General features: G+C 41.4%; 17 protein-coding genes. 13 read left to right on the forward strand and 4 right to left on the reverse strand.

Going from position 1 to position 20040, the window contains the following annotated elements; all coding sequences use genetic code 11:
* Positions 1 to 124 precede the first annotated feature (124 nt).
* The 5 genes from secA to ACYVJ6_RS12320 are packed head-to-tail and all read left to right on the forward strand — an operon-like array spanning position 125 to position 6623.
* Entirely contained in the window at positions 125 to 3436 is a 3312-nt protein-coding gene (gene secA / locus ACYVJ6_RS12300; RefSeq protein ID WP_460694362.1) for a preprotein translocase subunit SecA, read from the forward strand.
* 47 nt (positions 3437 to 3483) lie between these two features.
* Positions 3484 to 3933: an SPOR domain-containing protein gene (locus ACYVJ6_RS12305; protein ID WP_460694363.1), complete on the forward strand. Its 450-nt coding sequence runs from the start codon at positions 3484 to 3486 to the stop codon at positions 3931 to 3933.
* A complete protein-coding gene (locus ACYVJ6_RS12310) occupies positions 3926 to 5110 on the forward strand; it encodes a M20 metallopeptidase family protein (protein WP_460694364.1) in 1185 nt (394 codons plus the stop codon). Before ACYVJ6_RS12305 ends, ACYVJ6_RS12310 begins: the two co-directional genes overlap by 8 nt.
* Before the next feature lie 11 nt (positions 5111 to 5121).
* Positions 5122 to 5703: an O-methyltransferase gene (locus ACYVJ6_RS12315; protein WP_460694365.1), complete on the forward strand. Its 582-nt coding sequence runs from the start codon at positions 5122 to 5124 to the stop codon at positions 5701 to 5703.
* Positions 5703 to 6623, forward strand: a complete 921-nt coding sequence (locus ACYVJ6_RS12320) for a hypothetical protein (protein ID WP_460694366.1) — start codon at positions 5703 to 5705, stop codon at positions 6621 to 6623. The genes ACYVJ6_RS12315 and ACYVJ6_RS12320 overlap by 1 nt, the downstream gene beginning before the upstream one ends.
* A 64-nt stretch (positions 6624 to 6687) precedes the next feature.
* On the opposite strand, the gene asnS is transcribed toward ACYVJ6_RS12320, so the two are convergent.
* Positions 6688 to 8124: an asparagine--tRNA ligase gene (asnS, locus tag ACYVJ6_RS12325; RefSeq protein ID WP_460694367.1), complete on the reverse strand. Its 1437-nt coding sequence runs from the start codon at positions 8122 to 8124 to the stop codon at positions 6688 to 6690.
* A 189-nt stretch (positions 8125 to 8313) separates the two neighbouring features.
* On the opposite strand from asnS, the gene ACYVJ6_RS12330 reads away from it, so the two are divergent.
* From ACYVJ6_RS12330 to ACYVJ6_RS12345, 4 genes are all read left to right on the forward strand, one after another.
* A complete protein-coding gene (locus ACYVJ6_RS12330) occupies positions 8314 to 9174 on the forward strand; it encodes a DMT family transporter (protein WP_460694368.1) in 861 nt (286 codons plus the stop codon).
* A 62-nt stretch (positions 9175 to 9236) separates the two neighbouring features.
* Positions 9237 to 11156 (forward strand): DNA primase, encoded by a 1920-nt coding sequence (dnaG, locus tag ACYVJ6_RS12335; RefSeq protein ID WP_460694369.1) that lies wholly within the window; start codon positions 9237 to 9239, stop codon positions 11154 to 11156.
* Complete coding sequence (locus tag ACYVJ6_RS12340; protein ID WP_460694370.1) at positions 11156 to 11524, forward strand: YraN family protein; 369 nt, start codon at positions 11156 to 11158, stop codon at positions 11522 to 11524. Before dnaG ends, ACYVJ6_RS12340 begins: the two co-directional genes overlap by 1 nt.
* 6 nt (positions 11525 to 11530) lie before the next feature.
* Complete coding sequence (locus tag ACYVJ6_RS12345) at positions 11531 to 12595, forward strand: glutaminyl-peptide cyclotransferase (protein ID WP_460694371.1); 1065 nt, start codon at positions 11531 to 11533, stop codon at positions 12593 to 12595.
* A gap of 4 nt (positions 12596 to 12599) precedes the next feature.
* On the opposite strand, the gene tnpA is transcribed toward ACYVJ6_RS12345, so the two are convergent.
* Entirely contained in the window at positions 12600 to 13034 is a 435-nt protein-coding gene (gene tnpA / locus ACYVJ6_RS12350; protein ID WP_460694372.1) for an IS200/IS605 family transposase, read from the reverse strand.
* Positions 13035 to 13477: 443 nt separating this feature from the next.
* The gene (pgi, locus tag ACYVJ6_RS12355) at positions 13478 to 15124 is read right to left on the reverse strand and encodes a glucose-6-phosphate isomerase (protein ID WP_460694373.1); all 1647 of its coding nucleotides are present in this window, start codon (positions 15122 to 15124) and stop codon (positions 13478 to 13480) included.
* A 242-nt stretch (positions 15125 to 15366) separates the two neighbouring features.
* Here pgi and ACYVJ6_RS12360 point away from each other — a divergent pair, with 242 nt between their 5' ends.
* From ACYVJ6_RS12360 to ACYVJ6_RS12375, 4 genes are all read left to right on the forward strand, one after another.
* Entirely contained in the window at positions 15367 to 15810 is a 444-nt protein-coding gene (locus ACYVJ6_RS12360) for a hypothetical protein (protein ID WP_460694374.1), read from the forward strand.
* A gap of 88 nt (positions 15811 to 15898) precedes the next feature.
* A protein-coding gene (gene prfB, locus ACYVJ6_RS12365; RefSeq protein WP_460694375.1) for a peptide chain release factor 2 occupies positions 15899 to 16991 on the forward strand; the annotation gives its coding sequence in 2 pieces (ribosomal slippage) (positions 15899 to 15958 and positions 15960 to 16991; 1092 coding nt in all).
* A 115-nt stretch (positions 16992 to 17106) separates the two neighbouring features.
* Positions 17107 to 18033, forward strand: coding sequence for an alpha/beta hydrolase (locus tag ACYVJ6_RS12370; RefSeq protein WP_460694376.1), 927 nt, complete (start codon positions 17107 to 17109; stop codon positions 18031 to 18033).
* Positions 18034 to 18198: 165 nt separating this feature from the next.
* A complete protein-coding gene (locus ACYVJ6_RS12375; protein WP_460694377.1) occupies positions 18199 to 18672 on the forward strand; it encodes a universal stress protein in 474 nt (157 codons plus the stop codon).
* A gap of 52 nt (positions 18673 to 18724) precedes the next feature.
* Here the strand turns inward: ACYVJ6_RS12375 and ACYVJ6_RS12380 are convergent, their stop codons facing one another.
* The gene (locus tag ACYVJ6_RS12380) at positions 18725 to 20032 is read right to left on the reverse strand and encodes an HAD-IB family phosphatase (RefSeq protein WP_460694378.1); all 1308 of its coding nucleotides are present in this window, start codon (positions 20030 to 20032) and stop codon (positions 18725 to 18727) included.
* Positions 20033 to 20040: the final 8 nt, after the last annotated feature.

Genomic DNA, 20040 nt, shown 5'->3' on the forward strand with positions numbered 1-20040 from the left:
AATCTTTAATTAACTAATCACTAATCTTTGCCTTTCCCTATAAAACCGTACCTTTGCCTGCCATAATGACCTCAAAACTGCGCTGGCGCAATTGTTGAGATTGTCGGGTTATATCAATTATAATATGTTAGAATTTATTAGTAAGCTTTTTGGAAGCAAATCAGATAGAGATGTTAAGGGCATAATGCCTTTAGTTGAAAAAATTAAAGAGGAATATGCCAAATTGGATCAAATTACCAATGATGAGCTTAGGGCCAAAACCATAGATTTTAAAGAAACCATTAAACAAGGTTTAGCCGATATTGACAGCCAGATACAGGCTATTAAGGATCAAACCGATAATCCCGATTTAGAGGTTAGCGAAAAAGTAGACCTATACACCCAACTGGATAAACTGGAGAAGGACCGCAATAAAGAGCTGGAAGATATACTATTACGTATTTTACCGGAGGCTTTTGCCGTGGTAAAAGAAACTGCCCGCAGGTTTACCGAGAATCCTACCATTGAGGTTACGGCTACGGAGTTTGACCGTAACCTGGCCGCGCGCAAAGGTAATGTGGTAATAAAAGGCGACAAGGCTATACACCATAACAAATGGCTGGCAGCAGATAATGAGGTTACCTGGAACATGGTACACTATGATGTACAGCTAATTGGCGGTATTGTATTGCACCAGGGTAAAATAGCTGAAATGGCAACAGGTGAGGGTAAAACTTTGGTAGCTACCCTACCTGCTTATTTAAATGCAATTGCCGGACAAGGCGTACATATTGTTACTGTGAATGATTACCTGGCACGACGTGACTCGGAGTGGATGGGGCCTTTGTATGAGTTTCATGGCTTGTCGGTAGATTGTATTGATGTACATCAGCCGAATTCAGAAGAACGCCGCCAGGCATATTTAGCTGATATTACTTTTGGCACCAATAATGAGTTTGGTTTTGACTACCTGCGTGACAATATGACACGCAGCCCTGAAGAATTGGTACAACGTAAATTGCATTATGCCATGGTGGATGAGGTTGACTCGGTTTTAATTGATGATGCCCGTACACCTTTAATTATATCAGGCCCAATACCACGCGGCGACGAGCATGAGTTTTATGATCTGAAACCCCGTATTGAGCGTTTGGTTAACGCACAGAAAAATTATGTTAACGGCGTTTTAAATGAGGCCAAAAAAGCTATCGCCGAAGGCAAAACAGGTGTAGACGAAGGCGGGTTAGCTTTATTACGTGCTTACCGTGGTTTACCAAAAAGCAAAGCCTTAATTAAATACTTAAGTGAAGGCTCAAACAAAAATGTACTGTTAAAAACAGAGAACTACTATATGCAGGACCAGGGCAAAGAAATGCCTAAGGTTGATGCGGAGCTGTTTTTTGTGATTGATGAAAAACAAAACCAGGTTGAACTGGCCGAAAAAGGTATCGAGCTGATTACCGCTGCCGGTGAGGACCCTCACTTTTTTGTGATGCCGGATGTAGGTACCGAGATTGCTAATATTGAAAAATCGGACCTGCCTGCAGAAGATAAAATTGCCCGTAAGGACGAATTGATGCGCGATTTTTCTATTAAATCAGATCGTATACATTCGGTTAACCAGCTATTAAAAGCTTATACCCTATTTGAAAAAGATACTGAGTACATTTTAGATGACGGAAAAGTAAAAATTGTTGATGAGCAAACCGGCCGTGTATTGGATGGCCGCCGTTATTCTGACGGATTGCACCAGGCAATTGAGGCTAAAGAGAATGTAAAAATTGAAGATGCATCGCAAACATTTGCTACCATAACCCTGCAAAACTACTTTAGGATGTACCATAAACTTTGTGGTATGACGGGTACTGCGGTTACAGAAGCGGGTGAGTTTTGGCAAATATATAAACTGGATGTGGTAGAAATACCAACCAACACGCCAACCAAGCGTAGCGATATGCAGGACCTGGTATACCGTACCATCCGCGAAAAATATAACGCCGTTGCCGATGAGATAGTAAAACTAACGCAAGCAGGCCGCCCGGTATTGGTGGGTACTACTTCGGTTGAGATATCAGAGTTATTGAGCCGTATGCTTAAACTGCGTGGCATTAAACACAACGTATTGAATGCCAAAATGCACCAAAAAGAGGCTGATGTAGTAGCCGAAGCCGGTAAAGCCGGTACCGTAACTATTGCTACCAACATGGCTGGTCGTGGTACGGATATTAAACTGGGCGAGGGCGTTAAAGAAGCAGGTGGTTTAGCCATTGTAGGTACCGAGCGCCATGAGTCGCGCCGTGTTGACCGCCAGTTGCGTGGTCGTGCCGGTAGGCAGGGCGACCCGGGGTCTTCACAATTCTTTGTATCGTTAGAGGATAATCTGATGCGTTTATTCGGATCAGAGCGTATATCAAACCTGATGGTAAAAATGGGTATTGAAGAAGGCGAGGTGATACAGCACTCTATGATATCAAACTCAATTGAGCGTGCGCAGAAAAAAGTTGAAGAGAATAACTTTGGTATACGTAAACGTTTGCTGGAGTATGATGATGTGATGAACTCGCAGCGTACCGTTATTTACACCAAGCGTAAAAACGCTTTATTTGGCGACAGGCTGGATGTTGATTTAAATAACACGTTTTTTGATGTAGTAGAGGATATCGCTACAGAATATAAAGAACAAAACAGCTTTGAAGGTTTCCGTTTAGAGATCATCCGTATATTCTCAGTAGATGTAGAAATTACTGACGATGAGTTTGCTAACTTATCTATAGATAAATTGGTTGACAAAACTTTTGCGGAGGTAACTGATTTTTACAAACGTAAATCAAATGCTATTGCAGAGCAGGCTTATCCTGTTTTAAAAGATGTTTTTGATACCCGTGGTAATTTGGTAGAGAACATAATTGTTCCGTTTACTGATGGTATACACGGCTTACAAATAGCTGTGCCGCTTAAAAAATCAATTGAGAACAAGGGTTTAGAGGTTGTAAAATCGTTTGAAAAAAATGTTACCCTATCGCTTATTGACGATGCCTGGAAAGAGCATTTACGCGAAATGGACGAGTTGAAAAACTCCGTACAAAACGCAGTATACGAACAAAAGGACCCGTTATTGGTTTATAAGTTTGAGGCATTCAATTTATTCCGCCAGTTATTGGCCAGTGTGAATAAAGAGTTGGTGAGTTTCTTATTCAGAGGCGGTATTGCTACACAGCAGGCACCTGAAGATATACAGGAAGCAAGGCCAATGCCTAAAACGGATCATAGGAAGATACGCACCTCAAAACCTGAGTTAGTACACGAAGGTGGCAATTACAGCGATATGCCTGATGACATACGCGAATTGCAAAAAGCTACCCCTGTTAGGGTGGAGCAAAAGATAGGACGTAATGACCCCTGCCCTTGCGGTAGCGGTAAAAAATATAAAAACTGCCATGGTGCAGGCCAGGCATAAATAATTTGTCATTCTGATAATGACGAATGACAATTAATAGGAATACCATGAAAAACACATCTGTTTATAAGGCGATATTTAGCTGCATAGCCGGATGTGTTTTTTTTATGCCGATATTTACCTTTGGGCAGGAACGAGGTAAGGTTGAGGTAATTAAAGATTCGCGGATTGATACGTTAATAGCAAAGCGGTTCAGTTTAAAAAGTCCCGCTGCAAGTAAGGTTATCCCGTATTCGTCGCGCGGTTTTAGGGTGCAAATATATAGTGGCTCAAACCGTAAAGCGGCTTATGAAGCGCAGGCAAAGTTTCAGAGCAAGTACCCGGAACAGCGTACCTATATTAGTTATACCGAGCCTTATTTTAAGGTAAAGGCAGGTGATTACCGCACCCGTTTAGAAGCTGAAAAAATAATGCAGCAACTAAAAGGTAACTTTACCAGTTTATTTATCATATCCGAAAAAATAAATCCGTCAAAAGCAGATACATCCAATGATTAAACAGCAGATACAGGAGTTAGCAAAAAACATTTTTAATGATGTAGTGGCCAATCGCCGCCATCTGCATAGCCATCCTGAACTTTCATTCCATGAGGTAGAAACCTCGGCATTTGTTGCCGGTAAACTGGATGAATTGGGTATCGAATATGTTAAGATGGCCGATACCGGTTTAGTTGGGTTAATTAAAGGTGATAAACCATCAACCAACGTGGTTGCCTTGCGCGCGGATATGGATGCGTTGCCTATTACCGAGGCTAATGATGTGCCTTATAAATCGCAAAATAACGGTGTAATGCACGCCTGTGGCCATGATGTTCATACCTCATCATTACTAGGCGTGGCTAAAATATTAACCTCGTTAAAAAGCCAATTTGGCGGTACAATCAAACTCATATTCCAACCCGCTGAAGAAAAATTACCCGGTGGTGCCAGCATCATGATCAAAGAGGGTGTTTTGGAAAATCCCAAACCGCAAGCCGTAATAGGGCAGCACGTAATGCCTTTAATTGAAGCGGGTAAAGTAGGTTTCCGTTCGGGCCAGTACATGGCATCAACGGATGAATTATATGTAACCGTTATCGGTAAAGGCGGCCATGCTGCACAACCCCAACAAAACGTCGACCCCGTAATTATCACCGCCCATATATTAACCGCTTTACAGCAGATTGTAAGCCGTTTTTCGGACCCTAAAACATCATGCGTGTTATCATTTGGTAAGGTAACTGCTAACGGTGCTACCAATGTTATACCTAACGAGGTGAAACTGGAAGGCACCTTTAGGGCACTGGATGAAAAATGGCGCGCTGAGGCCCACGAAAAAATGATAAAAATGGCCAAAGGTATTGCCGAAAGCATGGGTGCCACCTGCGATTTTAATATCGTAAAAGGTTATCCGTTTTTGACTAACGAGCCTAAGCTAACTGCAGCCGCGCGTGGTTTTGCGGAGGATTATTTAGGTGCCGAGAATGTATTGGACCTGGATATTTGGATGGCCGGCGAGGATTTTGCTTACTATACCCAAGTTGCCGATGCCTGCTTTTATCGTTTAGGTACGCGTAACGAAGCACGGGGTATCACCTCATCGGTACATACCCCAACTTTTGACATTGAAGAAACCGCTTTAGAAACAAGTGTGGGACTAATGGCTTATATTGCTATTAAACAATTGGGTAATTAAATAAACACGCTATGCTAAACGACCAAAATATTATTGTTCCTAAATATTACGAACAGCTTAAAAGTGAAAGTGAAAAGTTGGGTTTTAATATGCCTTCTGACCTGCAGACAGGCTCATTGCTGAGGGCGTTAGCCGCATCAAAACCCGGTGGCCGTTTTTTAGACCTGGGTACAGGTACCGGGCTTTCATTAGCCTGGCTGGCCGAGGGTGCGGACAGCAAATCATCCCTATATACGGTTGATAATAGCGCGCATTGGCAAAAAGTGGCCAAAGCTATTTTTGCTGCCGACGAAAGAATAAATTTTTATACCGAAGATGGTAACAACTGGCTGGTAAATTATAAGGGAGAACAATTTGACCTGATATTTGCCGATGCCTGGCCGGGAAAATTTGGCAATTTAAACACAGCTTTAAAATTAGTTAAACCGGGTGGCTTTTACTTAATTGACGATTTGCTGCCCCAACCCAACTGGCCCGAAGGGCACCAGCAAAATGTTGATCGTTTGGTAAATGACCTGCAAAACCGTACAGACTTTGTTTATACCCCTTTCAACTGGTCTACCGGGCTAATGTTGTTTACCCGAATAAAATAATGTTTAAAAAAATCTTTTTCTTCCTGGCTATAACTCTTGTAAGCACCTATAGTTACGCCCAACGTTTTAACCCGGATACAGTAATGACTGTTGTAATTGATTCGGCAGTAAACATTAAATCGCATAAGCTAACCGCGCAGGATTTTATAGACGCGGTACTGGCCGATACGGGTTTTTACAAAGCTTTTCGTAATATGAAACGCTACGCCTTTGTTGCCGACAACCACATTTATACTTACGATAAAAAGAATAAGGTTGATGGCGAGATCTACAGGCGTATTAAACACACTGTAGTAAATGGCAAACCTAAAAACGAGTATTTAATTAAACAGGATAAAGGCAACATCTACAAAAAAAATGGCAAGTACCAGTTGTATACCGCCGAGATGTTTGATTACATTTTTACCAATGCCTATAATTCGGAGTTTAGTGCTAACGATGGTTTTTTTAAAGGTGATGGCAAGAACCAATCGTACAAACAAAAGCTAAAAACACTCATTTTTTCGCCGGGACGTAAAGTAACAGGCATACCATTTTTAAGCGGCAAAACCGAAATTTTTGGCCGTAATATGCGCCAGTTTTACCAGTATGAGTTTACTCGTGGTAAGTACCTTGATTCGATTCCCGTATACCGATTTAAAGTCATTAAAAAACCAAGCACAGCCGAGGGCGATGTGATGATACGCGAACTCACCACCATATTTGATATGCGCGACTTTAAAATACTGGGCCGTTACGTAGATATGAAATACAGCAACCTGCTGTTTGATTTTGATGTAAAGATGAATATTGAACTCATCCCATTTAACGGCGAACTACTACCTGCCAAAGTAAGCTACCAGGGCAACTGGGATGTACCGTTTCATAAGGAGGAGCGCGCCAGCTTTTTGATACAGCAGAGGGATTATAGTATAAGATAATTTCACCGATTACTTCGGATTACACCGATAATCAGTGAAATCAATCAAAATCTGTGGAATCTCACTAAAACTCCGCGTTCTTAGGGAACCTTGGGAAAGGTATCACATCCCTAATGTTACCCATACCGGTAACAAACAGCACCAAACGCTCAAAGCCTAAACCAAAACCGGCATGCGGGCAGGCACCAAAGCGGCGGGTATCTAAATACCACCATAGCTCGTCTTTTGGTATGCCCAAATCGTCCATACGTTGCTCCAGTTTATCTAAACGCTCCTCGCGTTGCGATCCGCCTACTATCTCGCCAATACCCGGGAAAAGAATGTCCATTGCGGCAACGGTTTTACCGTCATCGTTTTGGCGCATGTAGAATGATTTGATCTCCATTGGGTAATCCGTCAGGATAACCGGTTTTTTAAAATGTTTCTCCACCAAATAACGCTCGTGCTCTGATTGCAGGTCGGTACCCCAGCCTTCAACCGGGTATTGAAACTTCTTCTTTTTATTCGGAGTTGATTCTTTTAAAATGTCTATCGCCTCGGTATAAGTCAATCGCTCAAAATCATTAGCTAAACAAAACTGCAGCTTTTCTATCAGCGTCATTTCTGAGCGCTCTTGCTGTGGTTTTTGTTTTTCCTCTTCTGCCAAACGCTGACTTAAAAACTCCAGGTCCTCGGCATTTTTATCTAAGGCATATTTGATAACATATTTCAGTAAAGCCTCGGCAGTATCCATGTTATCGGTAATATCCGCAAAGGCCATCTCCGGCTCTATCATCCAAAACTCGGCCAGGTGGCGGGTAGTATTTGAGTTTTCGGCACGAAATGTCGGGCCAAAAGTATAGATATCGCTTAAAGCCATTGCACCCAACTCCCCTTCCAGTTGGCCGGAAACGGTTAGGTTAGTGGCGCGACCAAAAAAGTCCTGTTTAAAATCAACTTCGCCGTTTTCTCCTTTTGGTGGATTTCCCAGATCGAAATTGGTTACATGGAAAGTCTCTCCCGCGCCTTCCGCGTCGCTGGCGGTAATAATAGGCGTATGCAGGTAAACAAATCCTTTGTCCTGAAAAAACTGGTGTATAGCAAATGACAGGGTGTTACGCACCCTGAAAATGGCTCCAAAAGTGTTGGTCCGGAAACGCAGGTGAGCTATCTCGCGTAAAAACTCCAGGCTATGCTTTTTAGGCTGTAATGGATATTTCTCCGGATCACTATCGCCTAAAATTTCAATTTCCTTAGCTTTAACTTCAACAGTTTGTCCCTTGCCTAACGAGGCAACCAGCAAACCTTTAACGCTTAAAGCGGCACCGGTGGTAATACGTTTTAATAAGGCGGCATCGGTATTTTCAAAATCAACCACCACCTGTATATTGCTATTGGTTGAGCCATCATTCAAAGCGATAAACTGGTTATTACGGAAGGTACGCACCCACCCTTTTACAGTTACATCAATATCGGTTTGTTTACTTTCTAATAACGCTTTGATCTTTATTCGCTGGCTCATTGTTGTATAGTATATTTTAACGAGGGGCTAAATTACGATTATTTGATTTATGTTGATGGGTTAATTCCTTAAAAAAGGCTGTCATGTTGAGGCTCTCGAAGCATGCGTGCGAGGCCTTTGCGCTCACCCTTCGACGAAGCTCAGGATGACACCCGGTTATACCAACACTAATAAGTAAATTTGCACACTATGAATCCCAAACTTAGCCTGGCTTTCGGCATTATCTGCATTTCCTTCTCGCCCATATTTGTAAAGCTGGCTGATGCATCGCCTATAGTATGCGGATTTTACCGTCTGTTTTTCGCGTTTATATTTTTAGCGCCTTATTGTTTGTATAAAAATAATTTGAAAATGGACCGTAAGGACATCCTGCTTTCGTGTTTAGGGGGTATAATATTTGCTGCGGATATCGCATTATGGAACCAATCCCTTAAAATGATTACCGCAACGGTATCAACCCTATTAGCTAACCTTGCCCCGGTTTGGGTGGGATTGATCAGCTATTTTATTTTGCGGAAAAAATCCGGCAGGCTATTTTGGATAGGCACATGGGTAGCCATTGCAGGCATGGTAATATTGGTTGGCTTAAACAATTTGCTCCAACTCAAATTAAATATCGGCATAGTATACGCTATTGTTGCGAGTATGCTGTATGCTACGTATATGCTGGTAACCAAAGACATTTTAAGGCGTGTAGGTACCCTTCCGTTTATGTTTTACAGTATGCTGGCATCCTGCATTTTTTTACTGTCATTATGTTTGCTATTGGGCAATGAACTGTTTGATTTTAACGTAAAAACCTGGGGCAGTTTGATAGGCATGGGGTTAATTTGCCAGCTAACCGGGTGGATAACTATCAACCATGCTATACACCGCCTGGAATCTACCACCATATCTATCACCTTATTGAGCCAAACCGTAGTAGCAGGCCTGTTGGCCGCGCTGATATTAAACGAAACCCTGGAGCTAAAAGAGCTAATAGGGAGTGTAATTGTACTATGCGGCATAGCAATTACATTTTTAAAGCCGAGGCCAATAAATATTTTGTAAATTAACCTTCCCAAATTAAAGGCGATGTGTAATTGCCTACATTTGCATTTTTAATAGTAAACATGATCACCAAAGCCACAGTCGACCGTATTATGGAAGCCACAGATATTGTGGAGGTGATTGGCGAATTTGTACAATTAAAAAAACGGGGGGCCAACTTTGTGGGCCTCTCCCCTTTTGCTAACGAGCGTACCCCATCATTCACCGTATCGCCGGCTAAAGGTATTTTCAAAGACTTTTCATCGGGTAAAGGTGGTAGCGCTGTTACCTTTTTAATGGAACTGGAAAAGTTTACCTACCCCGAAGCCTTGAAATGGCTGGCCAAAAAATACGGTATTGAGGTAGAGGAAACGGTAGAAGCAGCCGAAAACAAGGAAGAAGAACATCGCCGCGAAAGCCTGATGATTGTTACCGGGTATGCCGCTAAATTTTTTCATGAAAGCCTGTTAAATACTGATGAGGGCAAAGCCATAGGACTAAGCTATTTTAAAGAACGTGGTTTTACTAACGAAACCATTAAAAAATTTGAGTTAGGCTACTCGCCCGACCAATGGGAGGCTTTTACAGGTGATGCCATTAAACAAGGCTACCAGGAAGAATTTTTAGTGGAAAGCGGCTTATCCGTAAAGCGCGACAACGGCAGTTTATATGACCGCTACCGCGGCAGGGTAATGTTCCCAATCCATAGCTTTACCGGGCGCATCATTGCCTTTGGTGGCCGTACCCTAAAAAGCGACAAGAACGTACCCAAATATGTAAACTCGCCCGAGTCGGAGATATACCATAAGTCCAATGTGCTTTATGGCTTGTATTTTGCCAAAAAAGCAATACGCGAGGAAGATAACTGCTATTTGGTTGAAGGTTATGCCGATGTGCTATCCGTACACCAGGCAGGTATAGAAAATGTAGTAGCGTCGTCGGGCACGTCATTAACTGTTGAGCAGATCAGGCTGATCAGCCGCTTCACCAAAAACATCACCATTTTATATGATGGCGACGCGGCAGGTATCAAAGCATCGCTGCGCGGGTTGGACATGATATTGGAGGAAGGGCTCAACGTAAAAGTGGTGCTTTTCCCTGATGGTGATGACCCGGATTCGTACGTACGTAAAGTAGGCACCGCTGCTTTTAAATCGCATATCGAGAAAAATAAAAAGGATTTTATTCTTTATAAAACTGATATGCTGCTGGGCGAGGCAGGCAATGATCCCATAAAAAAATCAGAGGTTATCCGCGAGATAGTAGAAAGCATCGCCAAAATTCCTGACTCTATTAAGGCATCAGTTTTCATCAAAGAGTGCAGCCACATCTTACAAATAGATGAACGCTCTCTGATATCGGAACTGAATAAAATGCGGCTGGCCAAAGCTAAAAAGGATGGACAGCAGCAACCGATGCGTACACCTGAGCCTGTTGACGAAACGTTGTTAGATGAGCCGCAGGAGAAGCATGCCGATACTGATTCCCAGGAAAAAGAGATAGTGCGTCTGCTATTACTATACGGCAATAAAATGATCGACTGGGATGGCATTGCCAATACCTATATCGGCCCGTTTATGATAGCGGAGTTGGGTGATGTGGACTTTGATCACCCGGCGAGTAAGTCATTTATCGACATTTACAGCAAAGAAGTAGAGAACGGGGTATTGCCGGAAGAGCAACATTTTATTCATCACCCCGATAAAGATATTGTTGATCTGGTAGTGACACTCATCGCCACAAAATATACCTTGAGCGATAACTGGTATGAGATGCATAAAATTTTAGTGCCCGACGAGCAGGCCAATATGAAGGCTACTATTTTGGGTGCTATATTCCACCTTAAAAAACAAAAAGTGGGTAAGATATTGGAGAACCTGCGCAAGGAACTTCAAACCACCGAAGGCGAGGCCGACCAGGAAATATTGCTAAACCAATATATGCGGATGAAAAAGGTGGAGAAAACCATATCTGATTACTTAGGCTCGGTAATATTAAAGTAATGGCACTACACCTTGACCTGGGCCGCAAAGGCGAAAGTTTGGCCAAAGCATTGTTAGAAAATGCAGGTTATGAAATACTGGATGAGAACTGGACCCACGGTAAAGCCGAAATTGACCTGATTGCCTATAAGGATAGTGTTATTATATTTACCGAAGTAAAAACGCGTACCGGCAATGCCTTTGGCGAGCCTGAAGATTTTGTGGACGCGCGCAAACAAAAGCTACTGGTACAAGCCGCGGATGAATATATTTACCTGATGGATCACCAGGGCGAGGTACGGTTTGATATCATCGCCATATTATTTGACAAACAAACTAATTATACAATAAAGCATATTGAAGATGCGTTTTGGCCATCGGCAACCTAATACAAAATGAAGAATAAACTACACCTACTTTTAGCGGCAGCGATACTTATCATTACCGCCTGCGATAAAAAAGAAACCAGTACAGAAACTAATTTAAGTTTAAGCCCTGAAGCAGGCACGTCTTATAAAGCCGGTGATGAGGTAACCGTTAAATTGACTTTTCCTGCGGATAGCAGGCCCGATTCAATTGTTTACTTATTAGATACGACTAAACTGGCCACAAAAACTGATTCATCAGCTATAAGCATTAAAACAGATACCTTGCCGTTAGGCATTAAAGTAGTAACTGCAAAGTTTTTTAAAGGCGGGCAGGCTCAAGATGCATCTACCAATTTTGTTTTATTAGCATCAAAAGCACCTGAGCAATATACTTACGAGGTAGAGAAAGTGTTCCCTCATGATACCAGTGCTTATACCGAAGGTTTATTGTACCAGGATGGCTATTTATATGAAAGTACAGGTCTTGAAGGCGAATCAGATCTACGCAAGGTAGAACTAAATACAGGGAAAGTTGTAAAAAGAGCAATTATAGATGATCTTTATTTTGGTGAAGGTAGCGCGATAGTGGGCGACAAAATTGTAGTTCTAACCTATCGTAGCAAGATTGGCTTTGTTTATGATAAAAACACCTTTAAACTACTTAAAACATTTAACAACAATGTTGGCGTTGAGGGCTGGGGCATGGCCTATGATGGCAAAAAACTATATATGGATGATAGTACCAACCGCATTTGGTTTTTAGATAAATACAATTATAATCAAACCGGATATATTGAGGTGTATGATGACAAAGGACCTATACAACAGGTTAATGAATTGGAATATATCAACGGTAAACTATACGCCAATATTTATGAGTCTGATAATATCATTGTGATTGACCCAAAAACCGGGGCCGTGCTCCAAACTATTGACATGAGTAGTTTATGGCCATTAAACCAAAGGCCCGCCGGTTATGATAATGCACAAAATGTATTAAACGGCATTGCCTGGGATGCCAAGGGCAAACGCCTGTTTGTTACCGGCAAAAAATGGCCGCATTTGTACCAGATAAAACTTAAAAAGAAATAGTTATTTAAGAACTCAGCACCTGCCAACCATATTTAAACATAAATTCGTCTGCTTCTTCGGCAAATGTTTTTTTAGCGTGGTGTTGTTCTTGATGTTTTATGTAATTGGTTACAGCTTCCAACTGCGATTCGCTAACTGAAACAGCAAAGTAATCATCCTGCCAGCTAAATTTACCTTCTACAAGGTTGTTTTTGTTTATCCAAAATGATGATTCGCCTTTGATGAGTTGACTGATTTTGGCAATGCTCTGATCTTTTCCTAATGATATTAGACAATGCAGATGATCAGTATATCCATTTATGGCTTGAAGAAATATTCCTTTCTCCGGGCAATTTTCGCTGATGTGTTTATAAACATCATATCTGAATTCTTTTTTTAATAATGGTTCGCGATTTTTAGTGGCAAAAACTAAATGAACCCAGATCTTTACAAATGACATCGTGATAGTTTTGGCTAAAGCCAATATAGTAATTATTTATTATCCGTCCCTTAAAAGGGACGGCAATGAATTTTATTGCAGGTCAATTCATTGCCGTTGGCTTCAGCCAACGGATAACAATAGCAAACAGATCCGGCTTTAGCCAAAATAAAAAAAAGCATCCGATATACATTAAAAGGGACAGCGATGAATTTTATTGCAAGTCAATTCATTGCCGTTGGCTTCTGCCAACGGATAACAATAGCAAATAGATCCGGCTTTAGCCAAAATAAAAAAAAGCATCCGATATACATTAAAAGGGACGGCGATGAATTTTATTGCAAGTCAATTCATTGCCGTTGGCTTCAGCCAACGGATAACAATAGCAAACAGATCCGGCTTTAGCCAAAATAAAAAAAGCGCCCGATACATTCAGACGCTTTATTATATGATATCTAAAGATACTACCTCCAGGCCTTATACTGATTGATTAATCCATTGGTTGATGAATCATGTGAAGTTACCTCGTCGTTTGTACGAAGCTCAGGTAATATTTTGCCTGCTAATTGCTTGCCAAGTTCAACTCCCCATTGGTCAAAGCTGTAAATGTTCCAGATTATACCCTGTACAAATATTTTATGCTCATACATGGCTATTAATGAGCCTAAGCTGCGTGGTGTTATTTTTTTAACCAGGATAGAGTTAGTAGGGCGATTACCGCCAAACTCTTTAAATGGTGCTAAAGTTTCAATTTCAACTGCCGATTTGCCCGCTGCTTTTAATTCCGCTACTACCTCATCGCGGCTTTTACCATTCATCAAGGCTTCGGTTTGCGCGAAGAAATTAGATAGCAACATGGTATGATGTTCGCCCAACGGATTATGTGATTGTGCAGGCGCTATAAAATCGCAAGGGATCAATTTTGTTCCCTGGTGTATTAACTGATAAAAAGCATGTTGGCCATTAGTACCCGGCTCGCCCCAAATAATAGGGCCTGTTGAGTAATCAACCGGCTTGCCATTACGGTCGACACTTTTACCATTACTTTCCATATCGCCCTGTTGAAAATAAGCAGCAAAGCGGTGCATGTATTGGTCGTATGGTAAAATGGCCTGGGTTTCGGCTTCAAAAAAGTTATTGTACCAAATGCCTAATAAGGCTAATATAGTTGGCAGGTTTTGATCAGGCTCTGCATCCCTAAAGTGGTTATCCATAGCATGGGCACCTTGCAATAGTTCAACAAAACTTTCGTGGCCTATGCTTAATGATATTGACAAACCAATTGCGCTCCATAAAGAATAACGGCCGCCAACCCAATCCCAAAACTCAAACATATTTTTGGTATCGATACCAAATTTTGATACGCCATCCGCATTGGTTGATAAAGCGGCGAAGTGCTTGGCTACATCCATATCCTTGCCGCCGCTTTCAATAAACCAATCGCGGGCACTATGCGCGTTGGCCATAGTTTCTTGTGTAGTAAATGTTTTTGACGCTATCAGGAATAAAGTAGTTTCTGCATTTAATCCTTTTAAGGTTTCGGCAATGTGGGTACCATCAACGTTGGATACAAAATGCAGGTTCAAATGATTTTTGTAAGCTTTCAATCCCTCGGTAACCATTACCGGTCCAAGGTCCGATCCGCCAATGCCAATATTCACCACATCAGTAATAGCTTTGCCGGTATAACCCTTCCAGGTACCTGAAACAACCGCGTCACTAAACTCTTTCATGTGCTGTAACACATTATTTACATCGGGCATTACATCCTTTCCATCAACATAAATTGGTGTATTGCTTTGGTTACGCAAAGCGATATGTAATACCTGCCTGCCTTCTGTAGCATTAATGATATCGCCACTATACATGGCCTTAATTGCATCATTTAGCCTACATTCTTTGGCCAACTGTAGTAATAAAGCTATAGTTTGGTCGATTATGCGGTTTTTTGAATAGTCAAGCAGTATATCTTCAAACCGAACTGAAAATTTATTAAAACGCTCATTATCAGCATCAAAAAACCCTTTAAGACTCTCGCTAACCACATCAATATAATGGTCGGTTAAATATTTATAAGCCTGGGTGGTGGTAAAATCAATATTTGGCAGCATAGTTGATGTTTTTTTCTCAAAAATAGGATTTAATATTTAGCCCCGTATTAAATTTTATAATACCGACAATTAGCCGATTTCACAAAATGATATTCGCTTTTTCATCAAATTGTCAGTTTATCAAAGATTTTAAATAATTTTTTGCAGAATTTAAATTTTTATTCAATATATTTGTACTGTTGATAAGGAAATGGATTTTTTATCATCAAATTAATAATATAAACATTAAAAACAGTTGTATTATGTTCGAGAAACTTTTTATGCTTGTCAAAACTAACGCCGGGATGGCGGTAATAGACAACCCAGTGATTCCGGTAAAATTTCATGACGCGGTAATCAATGAAGCTTCGAGTTCGATCATTGAGGTTTTGAAAGGCCAGATGGAGAACGGAAAGTTAAAGGACCTGGTAAAGTATTTCCAGTTTCAGGATATGTATACGGCTAACAATCCATTGATCAATAGTACCGTTAATAAGTTTGCCAACAAACTAAATAACTATTATGATGTTGAGCCCGCAGCTGCTTTAACTACAGCCAAAGCACTTATCAAACCGGTTATGAAAGAATTAATGCAACAATCAGGCGAAAAAAACAATGATTTTGCTTTGAACAAATTGCTGGGAAGTTTAAGCGGTAATAACGCTACCGGTATGGATGCCATACTAAGCCAACTGGCTATAGCTTAATTATATTCCGGTTTTACCGGATAAAAGGTCCCGATAAATATCGGGACCTTTTTTTATTTACCCTGATACAAATTTTTATATTTGCCTTATGACTAAAGAACAGGTCCAGGATTTAAGGGATAGAGTAACTTCCCTGAGGAGGCATCTTTGACATCGATAAAAAACTCGATGCGCTGCAAATAGAACAAGACATCACTATTGGCCCCAACTTTTGGGACCACCCTAAAGAAGCCGAAAAGGTACTGGCTTCTATCAAAACCAAAAAGATCTGGACAGACGCTTTTCAAAAAGTAGTTTCAACTGTAGAAGATACCGGCGTATTATTTGATTTTTTTAAAAGCGGCGATGCTACCGAAGCGGAAATGCTGGAGCAATATAACACTGCCGTAAAAGCAGTAGAAGAGCTGGAGTTTAAAAATATGCTATCGGCCGAAGAGGATCAGTTTAACGCCGTACTGCAAATTACGGCGGGTGCCGGTGGTACCGAAAGCTGCGACTGGGCGGGTATGCTGATGCGTATGTACATTATGTGGGGCGAGAAAAACGGCTATAAAGTAACCGAGCAGGATTTCCAGGAAGGTGAATCGGCGGGGGTGAAAACCGTTACGCTGCAATTAGAGGGCGATTTTGCCTATGGTTATTTAAAGGGCGAAAATGGTGTACACCGTTTGGTGCGTATCTCGCCGTTTGACTCAAACGCCAAGCGCCATACTTCCTTTGCGTCGGTTTATGTTTATCCTTTGGTTGATGATACTATCGAGATCGAGGTTAACCCTGCAGATATTGAGTTTGAAACCTTCCGCGCGGGCGGTGCAGGCGGACAGAACGTAAACAAGGTAGAAACCGCTGTACGTTTATATCACAAACCATCAGGCATTATTATCAAGAACCAGGAATCACGCTCGCAACTGCAAAATAAGGATAACGCAATACGCTTATTAAAATCTCAACTATATGAGATAGAGATGCGTAAGCGGCAGGAAGCCAGCAACAAAATTGAGGGCAATAAGAAAAAGATAGAATGGGGATCGCAAATACGTAATTACGTATTACATCCGTATAAACTGGTTAAGGACCTGCGTACAGACCATGAAACATCAAACGCACAGGCGGTTTTAGATGGCGAACTGGACGAGTTTTTAAAAGCTTACTTAATGGAATTTGGCGGGCCGAAGGGGTAGTCTTCGACAAGCTCAGACTGACATCTTGCAGACGTACAGAGTTTTAAAAAACTTTGTACATCTCTCTTCTACATCAATTATTTTTTTCATATTGTACTAACCAATTACTAACCCAATGAAAAAGATAAGCTTATACCTGGTGGCGTGTTTATTATTGTCACTATCAACCTTTGCGCAAGAAGCAGCCCCAATTGATCTGTATACCGGTGCTGTCCCTAACTCCAAACCTGCCCCGGCAGATTTTGTGGAACCGGCTAATAAAGCAGTTAGTACCGGCAAGGTAACCGTACCTACCATAACCCCATTCTTCCCTGAAAAAGGTAAAGCCAATGGCGCAGCTGTTATTATATGCCCGGGCGGTGGTTATAGCGGCCTGGCTATTAAATCAGAAGGCTATGATGTGGCCCGCGAGTTTGCAAAAATTGGTGTTACCGCTTTTGTATTAAAATACCGCCTGCCAAACGATCTGATCATGGTTGATAAAACTATTGGTCCGTTACAGGATGCAGAACAGGCTATGTTCATAGTCCGCACACGTGCTGCCGAGTGGGGACTTAATCCCAATAAAATTGGCATCATGGGCTTTTCGGCTGGTGGGCATTTGGCATCAACCTTTGCTACGCATTTTACGCAAGTGGTGATTGATAATAAGGCTAATATAAGCCTTCGTCCTGACTTTGCCATACTCATGTACCCGGTAATAACCTTTGGCGACAAAACACACCGGGGTTCAAAAAATAATTTGGTGGGTGCTAATGCTTCGCAAAATGTAGTGGACCTATATAGTAACGAAAAACAAGTTACACCTAATACGCCTATGACATTTATTGTACATGCTGCGGATGATAACGTAGTACCTATAGAAAATACCTTAATGTTTTATGATGCGTTGCTAAAAAATAAAGTTAAAGGCGAAATGCATGTATTTGCCACAGGCGGCCACGGGTTTGGGTTAAACAACCGCCAAAGCAAAGCCCATTGGTTTGATTGGTGCACCAGCTGGATGGATACTAACGGGTTATTGACAAGTGTGACTAAGTAAATACGGGGTAAATTAACTGCAAAGATCACAGAGTAGACACAGATCGAAGCAAAGACAGCCTCGGTGAACTTTGTGCCTACTCCGTGTTCTTTGTGTTATAAACTAACTAAAGAAAAAGCCAAAACATATTATCTTTATTTTGTTTAACTAACAAACCCTAACATCATGCTGATCAAAAAAATACTTATCGGGATTGACAATAGTTCTTTCGCTGAACATGCCGCCAAATACGCGTTTGACATGGCCCGTACCTTTAAAGCTAAGGTTGGTTTGGTACATATAGTTGAGCCAAATTTTATGCCACCCTCCGCCGGGATGGATCCATTGTCGGGTTCACTGCCTAACGCGATAGGTGAGGCAGAGATCATGAATGTTCAAAATGATATGTCAGAAAACCTGTTAGAAAAAATTGAAAAGAAATTTGGCAAAGACTTACAGGTTACCCATTTTAATGAGTTTGGCGATACCGCTGATGGAATTATAGATTGCAGTAAAGATTTTGGTGCAGACCTGATAGTTGTAGGCACCCATAGCCGCAGCGGGATAGACCGCCTGTTAATGGGCAGCGTAGCCGAGCATGTGGTGCGTCATTCAGAAATCCCGGTATTGGTGGTGCCGATGAAGGAAGATCATAGTTAATAGTTCATGGTTCATAGCCTATTACTATGAACTATGATCCATTAACCATATGCTAATACAGCAACCTAAACTTTATTGTATGCTCAATAGCTTTCAGTTCGTTTAGCACTTCGGTATCGTAACCTGCATCAACGTCGGTAATAACATAACCTATTTGTTCGTTGGTCACCAAAAACTCGCCTACTATATTAATGTTATGGCGGGCAAATACCTCGTTTATTTTAGCCAATATACCCGGTACGTTTTCGTGGATGTGTATCAAACGGTGAGCTTTATTGTTACGCGGTGGCTGCAGATCAGGGAAATTACAACTGGTATGCGTTCTGCCCTCGTTCATAAATCCCATCACCCTTTTTGGGATAAAGTCATCATTACGCGGATTATGTTTAGGGTCATCAAAAATAATTATACCCAACTTGCAAGCTGCTTCGGCTACTTTACGACTTATCTTACCAAAACAACCAATGGCTTTTAACCTACCCGCTTTTTGCAGTTGCTCAACGGTTGGTTGATTATTTTCATCACAAAATAAAATACCGGCTTCCTGCAAATATTCGTCCTCCACACTTTCGCGCTCGCGTATATTATAACCCTCCTTACGCATTTGTGCTAAAGCATCGGCCTCAATATTACCTACTACCAAACATTTAATGCGATTTTTAGGGTATGATATAGCGCGGGGTAATTTATTGATGTATAAAAACTCGTCAAAGCTTGGGGTAATATGGTCGGCTTTCTCGGCTACCGATTTACGCTCAATGTTCTCGGTAAAGGCGAAAAACTTCTTGATCATGCCTGATTCCTTTAACTGGAAATCAGAATAACCATCACCAATGCCATAAATATCGCCCTGCAGATTTAATTCTTTTAACAATTTAACCTTACCACCTTCCTGCGATAGTGGATTCTCGCGGTCATAGCCTATAATGTTACCCTCGTCATCAAACACAAAGGTATTAGCGTATATATTTTCTTTTTTGATATGATACTCGGTTACTACCGGGGTGATAAACTCTTTAAACCCGCCGGAAACAATTAAAACTTCATTCTGGTGGTTTTTAAAGAAGACGGTGTTACGAGAAAACGAGGTAGATACTTTTTTCCTTAAATGGGATATCAGCTGCTTTAAATGGTCTCGATTGGCGTTCAGTAACTTTACACGCGCTTCCAGGCTTTGGGTGAATGATAACCGGCCTTCCATGGAGGCGTTGGTCAAGTCATCTATTTGTTTATATATATCTTCCCTATCCGGGCGATCTTTTAATGATATACGTGCAAGCTCATCTAAAGCTTCCACTTGTGTAAAGGTACTATCAAAATCTATAATGAAGTATTGCTGCGTCGTGGACGGGTCACTCATGGCTTTTA

The organism is Mucilaginibacter puniceus, assembly GCF_054783175.1.

Bases quoted from the DNA above. Each gene is read 5' to 3' on its own strand.
- secA (WP_460694362.1), top strand. From the start codon at position 125: ATGTTAGAATTTATTAGTAAGCTTTTTGGAAGCAAATCAGATAGAGAT.
- ACYVJ6_RS12305 (WP_460694363.1), top strand. From the start codon at position 3,484: ATGAAAAACACATCTGTTTATAAGGCGATATTTAGCTGCATAGCCGGA.
- ACYVJ6_RS12310 (WP_460694364.1), top strand. From the start codon at position 3,926: ATGATTAAACAGCAGATACAGGAGTTAGCAAAAAACATTTTTAATGAT.
- ACYVJ6_RS12315 (WP_460694365.1), top strand. From the start codon at position 5,122: ATGCTAAACGACCAAAATATTATTGTTCCTAAATATTACGAACAGCTT.
- ACYVJ6_RS12320 (WP_460694366.1), top strand. From the start codon at position 5,703: ATGTTTAAAAAAATCTTTTTCTTCCTGGCTATAACTCTTGTAAGCACC.
- asnS (WP_460694367.1), bottom strand. From the start codon at position 8,124: ATGAGCCAGCGAATAAAGATCAAAGCGTTATTAGAAAGTAAACAAACC.
- ACYVJ6_RS12330 (WP_460694368.1), top strand. From the start codon at position 8,314: ATGAATCCCAAACTTAGCCTGGCTTTCGGCATTATCTGCATTTCCTTC.
- dnaG (WP_460694369.1), top strand. From the start codon at position 9,237: ATGATCACCAAAGCCACAGTCGACCGTATTATGGAAGCCACAGATATT.
- ACYVJ6_RS12340 (WP_460694370.1), top strand. From the start codon at position 11,156: ATGGCACTACACCTTGACCTGGGCCGCAAAGGCGAAAGTTTGGCCAAA.
- ACYVJ6_RS12345 (WP_460694371.1), top strand. From the start codon at position 11,531: ATGAAGAATAAACTACACCTACTTTTAGCGGCAGCGATACTTATCATT.
- tnpA (WP_460694372.1), bottom strand. From the start codon at position 13,034: ATGTCATTTGTAAAGATCTGGGTTCATTTAGTTTTTGCCACTAAAAAT.
- pgi (WP_460694373.1), bottom strand. From the start codon at position 15,124: ATGCTGCCAAATATTGATTTTACCACCACCCAGGCTTATAAATATTTA.
- ACYVJ6_RS12360 (WP_460694374.1), top strand. From the start codon at position 15,367: ATGTTCGAGAAACTTTTTATGCTTGTCAAAACTAACGCCGGGATGGCG.
- ACYVJ6_RS12370 (WP_460694376.1), top strand. From the start codon at position 17,107: ATGAAAAAGATAAGCTTATACCTGGTGGCGTGTTTATTATTGTCACTA.
- ACYVJ6_RS12375 (WP_460694377.1), top strand. From the start codon at position 18,199: ATGCTGATCAAAAAAATACTTATCGGGATTGACAATAGTTCTTTCGCT.
- ACYVJ6_RS12380 (WP_460694378.1), bottom strand. From the start codon at position 20,032: ATGAGTGACCCGTCCACGACGCAGCAATACTTCATTATAGATTTTGAT.